We start from the raw sequence: 12959 nt of genomic DNA, 5'->3' as shown, positions 1-12959 counted from the left end.
CGATGAACGCGCTGTGAGCCCGTTCGGGGTTGCGCACGTTCCGGGACGGGTTGCCGACGATTCAGGTGGCGGCCTCAGGTTATGCTGTGCCGATGCTCTATCTTGCTTCCCGCTCCCCCCGACGCAACCAGCTGCTGGCCCGACTCGGACGCCCCTTCCAGGCCCTGGACCTGGAGGTCGTCGAGCAGCGCGCGCCCGCTGAAAGCGCCGAACAGTATGTCTGCCGGGTCGCCGCCGACAAGGCGCGCGCCGGGCTGGCCCGGGTGCTGGCCGATGACCCGCAGGCGCGCGTGCTCGGCTCGGACACCGAGGTGGTACTGGATGGCGACGTGTTCGGAAAGCCCACTGACGCCGCCGATGCGCGGGCGATGCTGGCGCGCCTTGCCGGGCGTACCCATCAGGTGATGACCGCCGTGGTGGTGGTCGGCGCGGACGGGCTGGACAGCGAACTGGTCATTTCCGAAGTGACCTTCGCCCCGATCGACGCTGCCGACATCGCCGCCTACGTGGCCACCGGCGAGCCGTTGGACAAGGCCGGGGCCTACGCCATCCAGGGCGGGGCCGAGCGCTGGATCGAACATCTTTCCGGCAGCTACTCCGGCGTCATGGGGCTGCCATTGCTGCATACCGATCGTCTGCTGGCGCGCTGCGGCGTGCCGGCCACAACTGCCGATGCCGCCAGGGAGGCTGCCGATGTCTGAGGAAATCCTGGTCAATGTGACCCCGCGCGAAACCCGGGTCGCGGTGATCGAGAACGGCATGCTGCAGGAACTGCACATCGAGCGCGGTTGGCGCCGGGGTGTGGTCGGCAACATCTACAAGGGCAAGGTGCAGCGGGTGATGCCCGGCATGCAGGCCGCCTTCGTCGAAGTCGGGCTGGAGCGTGCCGCGTTCCTGCATGCCAACGACGTGGTGCGGCCGGCGCCGGTGGCCAGTGCCGATACCGAGAACACCACGCTGCCGCCGCCGTCCAGCGTGCCGATCGTCGAGCTGCTGCGCGACGGCCAGGACATCGTGGTGCAGGTGGTGAAGGACCCCATCGGGACCAAGGGCGCACGCCTGACCACCCAGATCAGCATTCCCTCGCGCTACATGGTGCTGCTGCCGCAATCCAAGGTCGTGGGCGTTTCCGCACGCATCGAGGATGAAACCGAGCGCGCCCGCCTGAAGGCGCTGGTGACCGAACTGTCGGCGCAGCACGGGGGCTACGGCTACATCGTGCGTACCAATGCCGAGGGCCAGCCGGCAGAGGCCATCGCCGAGGACATCGCCTACCTGTCGCGCGTTTGGAACGTGGTCGAGCGTCGTGGCCGCGAAGCGGCCTCGTGCAGCAACATCTATGAAGACCTGAGCCTGCCGCTGCGATCGGTACGCGACCTGATCCGCAAGGACGTTGACAAGGTGAAGGTGGACTCCAAGGAGACCTTCGCGCAGTTGCAGGCCTTTGTTGCCAAGTACATGCCGGTGCTGGCCGAGAAGATCGAGCTGTACAGCGGTGATCGCCCGATCTTCGACATGTTCGGGGTGGAGGACGAGATCGGCCGCGCGCTGGACAAGCAGGTGCCGCTGAAATCCGGTGGCTACCTGGTGATCGACCAGACCGAGGCGATGACCACCATCGACGTCAACACCGGTTCGTTCCTCGGCCAGCGCAACCTGGAAGAGACGGTGTTCCGCACCAACCTGGAAGCGGCACAGGCGGTGGCACGGCAGCTGCGGCTGCGCAACCTGGGCGGCATCATCATCATCGATTTCATCGACATGGACGATGCCGAGCATCGCCGCCAGGTGCTGCGCACCCTGGAAAAGGCGCTGGCCCGCGACCATGCCAAGACCACGGTGTACGACTTCTCGCCACTGGGCCTGGTGGAGATGACCCGCAAGCGCACGGTGGAAAGCCTGGAGCGCCAGCTGTCGGAGACCTGCCCGCAGTGCAGCGGCCGCGGCAGCATCAAGACCACCGAGACGGTGACCTACGAGATCTTCCGCGAGATCACCCGTGCCGTGCGCCAGTTCGATGCCGCGCGCCTGTTGGTGATTGCCTCGACCAAGGTGGTCGCGCGCATCACCGACGAGGAATCCGCGGCGGTGGCCGAGCTGGAGGAATTCCTCGGCAAGAGCATCCGCTTCCAGGCGGACGAGCAGTACCTGCAGGAGCAATTCGATGTCGTTCTGCTCTGATCCTCGCCGGCCGCAGGCCGGCGGTGGCCGATGAGCGCGCCGCCGCGCCTGCGACTGCGAAGGATCCGCCGTCATTTCATTGCCGCCTGCGCGGTGGGCCTGGTCGGGCTTGCACTGCTGGTGGGCACCTTCAGCCAGCTGCTGCCGCTGGCCGAGCGCCATCCCGACAGGATTGCCGCCTGGCTGAGCGAGCGTGCTGGCCAGCCGGTGCGTTTCGACCAGCTGCAGACCGCCTGGACCCGGCGTGGTCCGCTGCTGCAGCTCAAGGGCCTGCGCATCGGCGCCGGCCAGGGCCTGGCGATCGGCGAGGCCGAGGTGCTGGTATCGATGTACAGCGGCCTGTTGCCTGGCCGGTCGCTGACCGAGCTGCGCCTGCGTGGCCTGGCGCTCGACCTGCAGCAGGGCGAGGATGGTCGCTGGTCGGTACGTGGCCTGCCGCAGGCCGCCAATGGCGGGGACCCGCTGGATGCGCTGCGCCGGCTGGGCGAGCTGCAGGTGATCGGAGGCCGCCTGGGCGTGCATGCGCCGGGGCTGGGAATCGACACCACGCTGCCACGCATCGACGTGCGCCTGCGGGTCAATGGCGACCGCCTGCGTGTAGGCGTGCGTGCCTGGGCCCAGACCGAAGCGCTGCCGTTGACGGCGGTGCTGGACGTGGACCGCGTGCGCGGCAATGGCCAGGCCTGGCTGGGCGCCGAGCCGGTCGATTTCCATGCCTGGTCGCCGCTGCTGGCGGCCGGCGGTGTGCGCCTGCGCGAAGGCAAGGGCGAACTCAACCTGTGGCTGACCCTGCGCGATTTCGCGCCGGTGGCGGTGACCACCGATTCGGACCTGCGTGATGTCCGCATCGATGGCGCATCGATGCCCTCGATGGCGGCTCCGCAGCTGCAGCTGCAGCGGTTGCAGGCACGCCTGCGCTGGCAGCGCCAGGCTGATGGCTGGGCGTTGCAGGTGCCGCGCCTGCGCCTGAAAACCGAAGAGGGCGAGCAGCAGCTCGATGGCCTGCAGCTGCAGCTTGGCAAGCAGCTCCGGGTCCGTTCTGGCGAAGTGCAGGCCGGCACCGCGCTGCGTGCGCTGGCCCTGAGCGATCGTCTCGAACCGGGCCTGCGTCGCTGGCTGTTCCTGTCCAGGCCGCAGCTGGATGTGCGCGAGTTGCAGCTGGCGGGCGATCGCGATGGCCCGCTGTGGGCGCAGGGCGAACTGCAGTCGCTGGGCTTCGCCAGCGTGGGCAATTCGCCCGGCCTGCGCGGCCTGGGCGGGCGCTTCGAAGGCGACGCGGATGGCTTCAGCCTGCAGTTGCAGCCGCAACGGCAGCTGCAGTTCGATTGGCCGACCGGCTTTGGTGTGCGTCATGACCTGCATCTGGCGGGACAGGTGGTGGGCTGGCGCGACGAGGGCGGTGGTTGGCGTATCGGTACTGCGGCGATGCGCGTGGAAGGCACCGACTATGCGGCCGACGTGCGCGGCGGGGTCTGGTTCCAGGGGGACGGTACGCGGCCGTGGCTGCAGCTGGCGGCCAAGCTGGACGACGTGCCGATGACTGCGGCCAAGCGCTTCTGGATCCACTCCAAGATGAGCAAGGGCGCCACCGACTGGCTGGACATGGCGCTGGCCGGCGGCCAGGTGCGCAATGGCATCGGCCTGGTCAGTGGCGACCTGGACGACTGGCCGTTCGACAACAACGATGGCCGCTTCGAGGCCACCGGCCATATCACCAACGGTGACATCCGTTTCCAGCACGATTGGCCGTTGATGAGCCAGGTCGACGCCGATATCGCCTTCATCGGCCCCGGCTTCGACATGCATGGGCGCGGCGATCTGGCCGGTGTGGCGGTGCAGAAGTTCGAGGCGGGCATTCCGGATTTCGGGCAGCAGCCGCTGTATGTGCGCGCCGATGCGCAGAGCGAGGCGGGCAAGCTGCTGGCGATGCTGCGGCAGAGCCCGCTGCACAAGGATTATGGCGACACCCTGGACAACCTCACTGCTGCCGGCCCGGCGCATGTGACCTTCGATCTGCTGCAGCCACTGCACCACGATGAAGGTGGCGGCCACCTGCAGGGGACGGTTGATCTGGCCGGCGTGAAGCTGGTCGACAAGCGCTTCCAGCTCGCCTTCGACAACATGCAGGGGCAGGCGCGCTACAGCAATGGCGGTTTCGATGCCGAGGCACTGTCGGTGCGCCACCTTGGCCAGGACGGTCGCCTGAGCCTGCGTGCCGGTGGCTACGTGCACGACAGCAGACTGGCCTTCGAATCGCAGCTGTCGGCCACGCTGGATGCTGGCGTGCTGATCGACCGCGCGCCGGAGATGGCCTGGCTCAAGCCCTACATCACCGGAACCTCGCCGTGGACCATCGCGGTCAGCCTGCCCAAGGTCGCTCCAGGGGCGCCTGCGCCGCCCAGCGAGCTGCGGTTGAGCTCCGATCTGGTCGGGACCCGGCTGGACCTGCCGGCGCCGCTGGACAAACCGGCTGCCGAGCCGTTGGCGACCACCGTGGCTGCACAGCTGCCGATGGGGGCCGGCCGCATCGACGTTGCGTTCGGCCAGCGCCTGGCGCTGGCCGCACGCAGCCACAACAACCAGACCGGTGTGCAGGTGACGCTGGGCAGCGACCATGTCGACCGCGAGCCGCCGCCGAGCGGATTGACCGTCAATGGCCGCAGTCCGACCCTGGACGCTCTGGAGTGGATCAGTCTGGCGCGGGGAGGCAGTGATGACGACGCCATGCCGCTGCGTGCGGTGGACGTGCAGGTCGGCCAGTTGAAGCTGATCGGTGGCGTGTTCGAGCAGACCCGGTTGCAGCTGCGCCCGGGCGCGCAGGCACTGGATGTGCGCCTGGACGGCCCGTCGCTGGCCGGGCGCCTGACCGTCCCCAATGCAGACGGCGGCACCATCAGTGGCCAGCTCGACCGCGTGCACTGGCAATCCCTGCCGGCGGCTCCGGGTGCATCGGCCGCACCGGCACGGGTACAGGCCGGCGCCAACGACATGGACCCGGCCAAGCTGCCGCCGTTCGCGCTGGACATCGCCGACCTGAAGTTCGGCAAGGTGGTGCTGGGCCAGGCGGTACTGCGTACGCGGCCGCTGGCCAATGGCCTGAACGTGGACGAGCTGCGCTTCCGTGCGCCCGACCAGGAGATCGACATCAGCGGTCGCTGGCTGGGCCGCACCGGTGGTGCCCGCACCGAGCTGACCGCACAGGTGCGCAGCGAGGACCTGGGCGGACTGATGCAGAACCTCGACTACGGCGGCCAGCTGCGTGGCGGTTCCGGCCAGGCGCAGCTGCAGGCCACGTGGAGTGGGGGGCCGTCGGACTTCCAGCTGGGCAACCTGCAGGGCCGCCTGGACCTGCACGCGCGCAACGGCCAGCTGCTGGAGCTGGAACCGGGCGCCGGCCGGGTGCTGGGCCTGCTCAGTGTCACCCAGCTGCCGCGGCGCCTGATGTTCGACTTCCGCGACTTCTTCTCCAAGGGCTTCGCGTTCAACCAGATCGACGGCAGCATGCAGTTCGGCCAGGGCATGGCACGCACCGACAAAGTGCTGATCGAAGGCCCGGCAGCCAACATCACCATCCGCGGCCAGGCCGACCTGCGCAACCAGCAGTTCGACCAGACCATCGACGTCAACCCGCGTGCAGGCAATCTGCTGACCGTGGTGGGTGCGGTCGCCGGTGGCCCGGTGGGGGCGGCGCTGGGCGCGGCCACCAATGCGGTATTGTCCAAGCCATTGGGCGAGATTGGCGCCCGTACCTACAAGGTGACCGGTCCATGGAAGGAACCGAAGGTGGAAGTGATCGAGCGCAGCCGCGACAAGGCTCCGCCACCCGTACCGGCACCGGCGCCGGCCATTCCGCCGACCGTCACCGGCCTGCCGCGCTCGCGTTGAGCGCGGCTTTCCTGTTCACGGGGCTTGCCTGAGCGCCCCCGCATCCCCAGATCGAGAACCATGACTGATATCGCCCTGACGCTTGCCCAAGACCGCCTGCTGCGCCCCGGCGGCCTGGATACCGCTGGCCTGGAGCGCACCTTCGGCCAGCTGCTCGGCCCCGGTGTGGACTTCGGCGACCTTTATTTCCAGCATGCCCGCCGCGAGAGCTGGAGCGTGGAAGACGGCATCGTCAAGGACGGCGCCCATTCCATCGAGCAGGGCGTGGGCGTGCGGGCGATTTCCGGCGAGAAGACCGGCTTCGCCTACTCCGACGACATCCATGCCGATGCGCTGCTGACGGCGGCGCAGTCGGCGCGTGCGATCTCGCGTGAAGGTGGCGCCCAGTCCGGGCGGTCGCTGCTGCGCGGCAACGCGCGCGCGCTGTACCCGGCGCTGGACCCGATCGATGGCATCGGCAACGAGGCCAAGGTCGAGGTGCTCAAGCGCCTGGATGGCTACCTGCGCGCCGCCGACCCGCGCGTGAAGCAGGTGATGGTGAGCCTGTCCGGCGGCGTCGATACGGTACTGATCGCCCGCAGCGACGGTGTGCTGGGCGCTGACGTGCGCCCGTTGGTGCGCCTGAACGTGCAGGTGATCGTCGAGCACAACGGCCGCCGCGAGTCCGGCTATGCCGGCGGTGGTGGCCGCTACGGGTATGAGGAGCTGTTCGCGGACGGTCGCCCCGAGGCCTTTGCCCGCGAGGCGCTGCGCCAGGCGCTGGTGAACCTGGACGCCGTTCCGGCACCGGCTGGGGTGATGCCGGTGGTGCTTGGTCCGGGCTGGCCCGGCGTGCTGCTGCATGAAGCGGTCGGCCATGGCCTGGAAGGCGACTTCAACCGCAAGGGCACCAGCGTCTACGCGGGCCGCATCGGCGAGCGCGTTGCCGCCCCGGGCGTGACCATCGTCGATGACGGCACGCTGGACGGACGCCGTGGTTCGTTGAACATCGACGATGAGGGCCACCCGAGCCAGTGCACCACCTTGATCGAGGACGGCATTCTGGTGGGATACATGCAGGACAGCCTCAATGCGCGGCTGATGGGCATGGCGCCGACCGGCAACGGCCGCCGCGAATCGTTCGCGCACCTGACCATGCCGCGCATGACCAACACCTACATGCGCGCCGGCCAGCACGACCCACAGGAAATGATCCGTTCGGTGAAGAAGGGCCTGTACGCAGTCAACTTCGGTGGCGGTCAGGTCGACATCACCAGCGGCAAGTACGTGTTCTCGGCCACTGAGGCCTACCTGATCGAGGATGGCCGCATCACCACGCCGGTGAAGGGTGCGACGCTGATCGGCAACGGTCCGGAAACCATGCAGAAGGTGCGCATGGTCGGCAACGATCTGGCCCTGGACGAGGGCGTGGGCATCTGTGGCAAGGACGGGCAGAGCGTGCCCGTGGGTGTCGGCCAGCCCTCGCTGCTGATCGAGGGCATCACGGTCGGCGGTACCCAGGCCTGAGCCGGGCGATGGCCAGCGCCACCGCCCAGGCCGGCGCGGACTCAGTCCTCGTCGGCTTCGTCGCTGTCGACGGGGTCGGCGTCTTCGGCGCTGGCCTTCAGGCCCAGTGCGGCCGGCAGCATCAGGGCGCGCAGCACCTGGAAGATTTCGCGGTAGGCGCGCGGCGGCTTGTTCCTGGCCTTCTCGGCCTGCGCATTGCGCACCAGCGTGCGCAGCTGCTGGCGGTCGGCCTGCGGGTAGTCGTCCAGCAGTGCAGCCAGCGCCTTGTCACCCTCGGCCAGCAGGCGCTCGCGCCAGTCTTCCGCGCGGTGCATCATCGCCACTTCGCGGCGGCCGGTTTCGCTGTTGGCATCCAGCGCATCGCGGATCGCATCCAGCGTGGCTTCTTCTTCGCGGCGCATGTGCTTGGCCAGGAACGCCAGCTGGCGCTTGTGGGCGATGTGGGCGGTGATGCGCTTGCACTCGGCGATATGCGGCAGCAGGTCTTCCGGGATCGGCAGGCGTGCCAGCTGGGCCGGGGTCAACGACACCAGCTTCTCGCCCAGGGCCAGAACGTCGAGCGCGTCGCGCCGGTTCTGGCTGCGGCTCTTGTCGTGGAATTCACCGGTTTCTTCGTCGCGTCCGCGCATCGTTCCTACCTGATCTCAAAAAAAGTCGCCCGGCGTGATGCCGGGCCCAACCCGCACAGGATAAAGCATTGAACGTGATCGCCCCTGAAGTCGCTGTCGGCGACGACAGCCTGGCCCGGCTGGAACGGCTGGCCGACCTCTCCCAGCAGCTGCTCGACCGCGCCCGTGCGCTGGGCGCCAGCCAGGCCGAGGTCAGCTGCAGCGAGGATCGTGGCCTGGAGGTCAATGTCCGCCTTGGCGAGGTGGAGACCGTGCAGTCCACCCGTGACCGCGGTATCGCCGTCACCGTCTATTTCGGCCAACGCAAGGGCAGCGCCAGCACCGGCGACCTGAACGAGGCCAGCCTTGCCGCCACTGTCGAGCAGGCCTGTGCGATCGCCCGGCACACCGAAGATGACCCGGCTGCCGGCCTGGCCGAGGCCGCACTGATGGCCACCGATTTCCCGGATCTGGATGCCTGGCACCCCTGGGCGCTGCAGGCCGACGAGGCGGTGGACCTGGCCCTGGCCTGCGAGAACGCAGGCCGTGAGGCCGATGCGCAGATCCGTAATTCCGACGGCGCCTCGGTTTCGTGCATGCAGAGCCTGTCGGTGTACGCCAATTCGCATGGCTTTTTCGGCCGTGAGCGTGGCACCCATCATTCGGTGGGCTGTGCGCTGATCGCCGGCCAGGGCGATGGCATGCAGCGCGATGGCTGGTACACCAGCGCGTTGGCCCGGGAGGACCTGGAAGACGTGGGCCTGGTCGGCCGTCGTGCTGCCGAGCGCACCGTCGCCCGCCTGCAGCCTCGCTCGATGGCCACCGGCACCATGCCGGTGCTGTTCGCCCCGGAAGTAGCGCGCAGCCTGGTTGGCCACCTGCTGTCGGCGGTGTCCGGCGGAGCGCTGTACCGCCAGGCCAGCTTCCTGCTGGACAGCGTTGGCCAGCAGCTGTTCCCGGACTGGATGCAGATCGAGGAACTGCCCCACCTGCGCCGTGGCCTGCGCTCGGCCGCCTTCGACGGTGACGGTGTGGCCACGCGTGCTTCGGCCCTGGTCCGTGACGGCGTGCTGCAGCGCTATGTGCTGGGCAGCTACTCGGCACGCAAGCTGGGGCTGCAGACCACCGCCAATGCCGGTGGCGTGCACAACCTGCAGCTGGCCGCCAACGCGGGCTCCCTGCAGGACATCGCCCGGCAGATGGGCGATGGCCTGCTGGTGACCGAACTGATGGGGCAGGGCGTGAACGGGGTGACCGGCGACTACTCGCGCGGTGCCGGCGGCTTCCGCGTCGAGAATGGTGAGATCCAGTACCCGGTGGATGGCATCACCATCGCCGGCAACCTGCGCGAGATGTTCAGCAGCATCGAAGCGGTCGGCAGTGACGTCGACCCGCGCTCGCACATCCGGACCGGTTCGATCCTGCTGGGGCGGATGACCATCGCCGGTAATGATTGATGGCGTCGATGGCGTAAGCTATGCCCGCCTGACGCAACCAGCTTGGTGCTGGTGGGTCAAGACCACCCAATGAAAAGGAGTTTTGTCGTGAGCGAATTCGATAACGTCCCGCCGCCGCCGGCCACCACCGACGTGCCGGCCGACCAGCGCACCATGGCCCTGGCCGCGCACCTGCTGGGCATCTTCACCGGCTTCATCGGCGCGCTGATCATCTGGCTGATCAACAAGGATGACGCGGGCAAGGCCTTCGTGACCGACCAGGCCAAGGAAGCCCTGAACTTCCAGATCACCGTGACCATCGCCATGGTCATCAGCATGATCCTGACCATCGTGATCATCGGCGTGTTCCTGGCCCCGATCGTGGGCATCATCAGCCTGGTGTTCAGCATCATCGCAGCGGTCAAGGCCAACAACGGCGAAGCCTATCGCTACCCGTTCGCACTGCGCCTGATCAAGTAATACCGGCGGCATGCGGAATTGAAAACGCCCGGCATTGCCGGGCGTTTTCATGTGCGGGGAGCGACGGGCGGTGCCCGGCGAGCGATCAATGATCGCGTTCGACCGCCAGCGTCGCCAGTGCACGCAGTGCATCGGCCTCTTCGCCATATCCGGCCAGGATCGCCTGCATGCGTGCCGCGAGTTCGTGCAGCTGGGCCTTCGCCCCGTCCAGGCCGAGCAGGGCGGGGAAGGTGCTCTTGTCCTGCGCCTGGTCCTTGCCGGCGGTCTTGCCCAGTTGCTCGGAACTGGCCTCGACATCGAGGATGTCGTCGCGTACCTGGAAGGCCAGGCCGAGTGCGTCGGCGAAGCTGTCCAGCTGGGCCAGCTGAGGTTCGTGGGCCTGGCCGCACAGCGCGCCCATGCGCACCGCCGCACGGATCAGCGCGCCGGTCTTCAGGGCATGCATGCGGGTCAATGCCGCCAGCGTCTGCTGCTGGCCGGTGGCATCGATATCCAGCGCCTGGCCACCGCACATGCCAGCGGCGCCGGAAGCGTGGGCCAGGGTCTGCAGGCAGGCCACGCGCAGCGTGGCAGGCAGCGGTGCATCGGCCAGCAGGCCGAAGGCACGCGTCTGCAGTGCATCGCCTGCCAGAATCGCGGTGGCTTCGTCGAAGGCGATGTGGGTGGTCGGCTTGCCGCGACGCAGCGCGTCGTCATCCATTGCCGGCAGGTCGTCATGCACCAGCGAGTAGGCGTGGATGAGTTCGACGGACATGGCGGCCGCATCCAGGCTTTCCGGCTGCGCACCGAACAGGTGGCCACTGGCGTAGACCAGCAGCGGGCGCATGCGTTTGCCACCGCCCAGCACCGAATAGCGCATGGCCTGGTGCAGGCGCTGCGGTGCTTCGGCAGGCGAGGGCAGCGCGGCGTCGAGCTGGCTTTCGATACGGTCGCGCCAGCGCGCGAACAGAACCTCAGCCGTCATGGCTGGGCGGATCGAAAGGCTCGGATGCTTCCGGCTGCGCCGGATCGCTGAGCAGGCGCACGCGCAGCTCGGCCTGCTCCAGCGCCTGCTGGCACTGGCGATACAGACCGACGCCACGTTCGTAAGCACTGAGCGAAGCTTCCAGGCTCAGCTCGCCGGTTTCCATCTGCTCCACCAGCTGCTCCAGCGATTCGAGCGACTGCTCGAACTGGGCGACCGGGGAGGCGTTTTCGGGGGACTTCTTGGCCATGCGGCAAGTGTGGACGGGCCGCGCGCGGGGGTCAATTCACCAGCCGCCCGGGCGCCACTGCAACTGTGCGCCATGCGCCTGCAGCCAGGCCTGCAGTGGTGCGGCGATGACCACGTCGGCGGCGGCCAGCAACTGCGGGCCATCAAAGATCAGCGGCAGCTGCGCGCGTCGCCAGGGGGCGAGGTGTTCGCGTTGCAGGCAGTCCTTCAACGCGTGCGAATGCTGGCGACCGGGCAGCAGAATGCGCTCACCGCCCACGCGTGCACGGACCTGCAGCGGGCGATCGAAGGCCGGGGTGCCCTGCAGGCGCAGCTGTCCGCCATCGGGCAGTGCCAGCGGTGCGCGTCCATCCCATTCGGCCTGCCACTCGTGGGGAAGCGCAGGCAGCCGGGCCGGCAGCAGGTAGGCGTGGTCGCGCCACTGTTGGATCGCGTGATCGTGCCAGCGCACCCGCGCCTGGCGATCGTTGTCGGCCGGCAGCAACTCGTCCAGCGCCTGCTGCAGCACGGTGGCCGGCAGCGGTGCCGCGTCGTGGCCGGCCACCCAGGCACGCAGTACGCGCGCGGCGCGCCCCGGTGAGACCTGGCGTAGCAGCTGCAGCGACAGCACGCGTGGAGCGACTTCCAGGTGTGCGATCAGCTCGGCGTCTTCCTCGTCAAGCAGTTCGCGGGTCTGCCCGCAGTGCGTTGCGCTGCCCGCCATCGCCGCAGCGGCATGCGGCCAGCGCTGGCGCAACAGCGGCAGCACCTGCAGGCGCAGGAAGTTGCGATCGGCGTGGTCGTCGGCGTTGCTGGGGTCTTCGATCCAGTGCAGTGCATGCTGGCGGGCGTAGTCGAGGAGTGCACTGCGTGGCACCGCCAGCAGCGGTCGCCATAGAGGCTTTTCGCCAAGGCGGCTGTGCGTGGACATCGCCGCCAGGCCATCGACGCCGGAAGCGCGCAGGGCGCGCAACAGGAAGGTCTCGGCCTGGTCGTCCTGGTGCTGTGCCAGCGCCAGGGTTTCGCCGTCGCGCAGTTCGGCCGCGAACGCGGCGCGTCGTGCCAGTCGCGCGGCACCCTCGGTGCCCAGGCCTGTGCCGTTCTCGACCTGCACGCGGCGCACGGCCAGTTCGATGCCCCAGGCGTCGCATTGCTGCTGGCAGTGCAGCACCCAGTCATCTGCATCGGGCTGCAGCCCGTGGTGCACGTGCACCGCGCGCAGCGCCGTGCCGGAAGCTTGCGCGCAGCACCACAGCCAATGCAGCAGCACGGTGGAGTCGACACCACCGCTGTAGCCCACCAGCAGCGGCGCATCCAGCGGAACGAGGGCAGGGAATTCACTCACGCCGGCAAGTATAGGGTTGGTCGGCAGGGCTGCGCCCTGCACCCGCAGACGCGCAAGCAACGGCAACGGCCGAAGCAACAGCAGAAGCGGGTTTCCTGAGGGTTGGCGGGGTGGGGCCGGTTGCGGGGGCCGCTGCAAGTCCCCCTCCGGGGCCCGGCCCAGCCGCTGGCGGCTGTGCGTTCGGGCGCTTGCGAAGCCGTGCTTCGCAAGCAAAGCGCCCTCACCCATGTAAGCTCGGTCGCCGCTTGCTCGTGTGCGCAGTCCTGCGCACACGGCAAGACCGGGGTTGGGCGTCCTGCCCAACCCGCCCGAGGCATGCCTCGGGC

General features: G+C 68.6%; 10 protein-coding genes. 6 read left to right on the top strand and 4 right to left on the bottom strand.

Features of this window, described 5'->3' with window-relative positions; genetic code table 11:
• Nucleotides 1–92 precede the first annotated feature (92 nt).
• Genes V3B48_RS19400 through tldD form a run of 4 tightly spaced genes read left to right on the top strand, consistent with a single transcriptional unit; the run spans nucleotide 93 to nucleotide 7572 of the window.
• Nucleotides 93–701 carry a Maf family nucleotide pyrophosphatase gene (locus V3B48_RS19400; RefSeq protein WP_032128990.1) on the top strand — a complete coding sequence of 203 codons (609 nt, stop codon included), beginning with the start codon at nucleotides 93–95 and terminating at the stop codon, nucleotides 699–701.
• On the top strand, nucleotides 694–2181 hold the full coding sequence (gene rng, locus V3B48_RS19395) for a ribonuclease G (RefSeq protein WP_010482960.1): 1488 nt from the start codon (nucleotides 694–696) through the stop codon (nucleotides 2179–2181). Before V3B48_RS19400 ends, rng begins: the two co-directional genes overlap by 8 nt.
• A gap of 30 nt (nucleotides 2182–2211) precedes the next feature.
• Nucleotides 2212–6066 (top strand): YhdP family protein, encoded by a 3855-nt coding sequence (locus tag V3B48_RS19390; protein WP_329894267.1) that lies wholly within the window; start codon nucleotides 2212–2214, stop codon nucleotides 6064–6066.
• A gap of 60 nt (nucleotides 6067–6126) precedes the next feature.
• Nucleotides 6127–7572, top strand: a complete 1446-nt coding sequence (gene tldD, locus V3B48_RS19385) for a metalloprotease TldD (protein ID WP_049398683.1) — start codon at nucleotides 6127–6129, stop codon at nucleotides 7570–7572.
• 41 nt (nucleotides 7573–7613) lie between these two features.
• Here the strand turns inward: tldD and yjgA are convergent, their stop codons facing one another.
• Nucleotides 7614–8201, bottom strand: a complete 588-nt coding sequence (gene yjgA / locus V3B48_RS19380) for a ribosome biogenesis factor YjgA (protein WP_329894266.1) — start codon at nucleotides 8199–8201, stop codon at nucleotides 7614–7616.
• 68 nt (nucleotides 8202–8269) lie between these two features.
• Here yjgA and pmbA point away from each other — a divergent pair, with 68 nt between their 5' ends.
• Together pmbA and V3B48_RS19370 are read left to right on the top strand one after the other, a co-directional pair.
• Nucleotides 8270–9637, top strand: a complete 1368-nt coding sequence (pmbA, locus tag V3B48_RS19375; protein WP_032128994.1) for a metalloprotease PmbA — start codon at nucleotides 8270–8272, stop codon at nucleotides 9635–9637.
• An 87-nt stretch (nucleotides 9638–9724) separates the two neighbouring features.
• Nucleotides 9725–10096 (top strand): DUF4870 domain-containing protein, encoded by a 372-nt coding sequence (locus tag V3B48_RS19370; RefSeq protein WP_010482972.1) that lies wholly within the window; start codon nucleotides 9725–9727, stop codon nucleotides 10094–10096.
• A gap of 85 nt (nucleotides 10097–10181) precedes the next feature.
• Here the strand turns inward: V3B48_RS19370 and V3B48_RS19365 are convergent, their stop codons facing one another.
• Genes V3B48_RS19365 through tilS form a run of 3 tightly spaced genes read right to left on the bottom strand, consistent with a single transcriptional unit; the run spans nucleotide 10182 to nucleotide 12633 of the window.
• Entirely contained in the window at nucleotides 10182–11060 is an 879-nt protein-coding gene (locus tag V3B48_RS19365) for a farnesyl diphosphate synthase (RefSeq protein ID WP_049462723.1), read from the bottom strand.
• The gene (locus V3B48_RS19360) at nucleotides 11050–11310 is read right to left on the bottom strand and encodes an exodeoxyribonuclease VII small subunit (RefSeq protein WP_005410522.1); all 261 of its coding nucleotides are present in this window, start codon (nucleotides 11308–11310) and stop codon (nucleotides 11050–11052) included. The genes V3B48_RS19365 and V3B48_RS19360 overlap by 11 nt, the downstream gene beginning before the upstream one ends.
• 36 nt (nucleotides 11311–11346) lie before the next feature.
• Entirely contained in the window at nucleotides 11347–12633 is a 1287-nt protein-coding gene (gene tilS / locus V3B48_RS19355; RefSeq protein ID WP_329894265.1) for a tRNA lysidine(34) synthetase TilS, read from the bottom strand.
• Nucleotides 12634–12959: the final 326 nt, after the last annotated feature.

The organism is Stenotrophomonas sp. SMYL20 (assembly GCF_036320045.1).
GTDB classification, from domain to species: Bacteria; Pseudomonadota; Gammaproteobacteria; order Xanthomonadales; family Xanthomonadaceae; genus Stenotrophomonas; species Stenotrophomonas maltophilia_A.
Note: the sequence above shows the minus strand (reverse complement) of the source record. Positions and strands in the feature narration are given on the sequence as shown.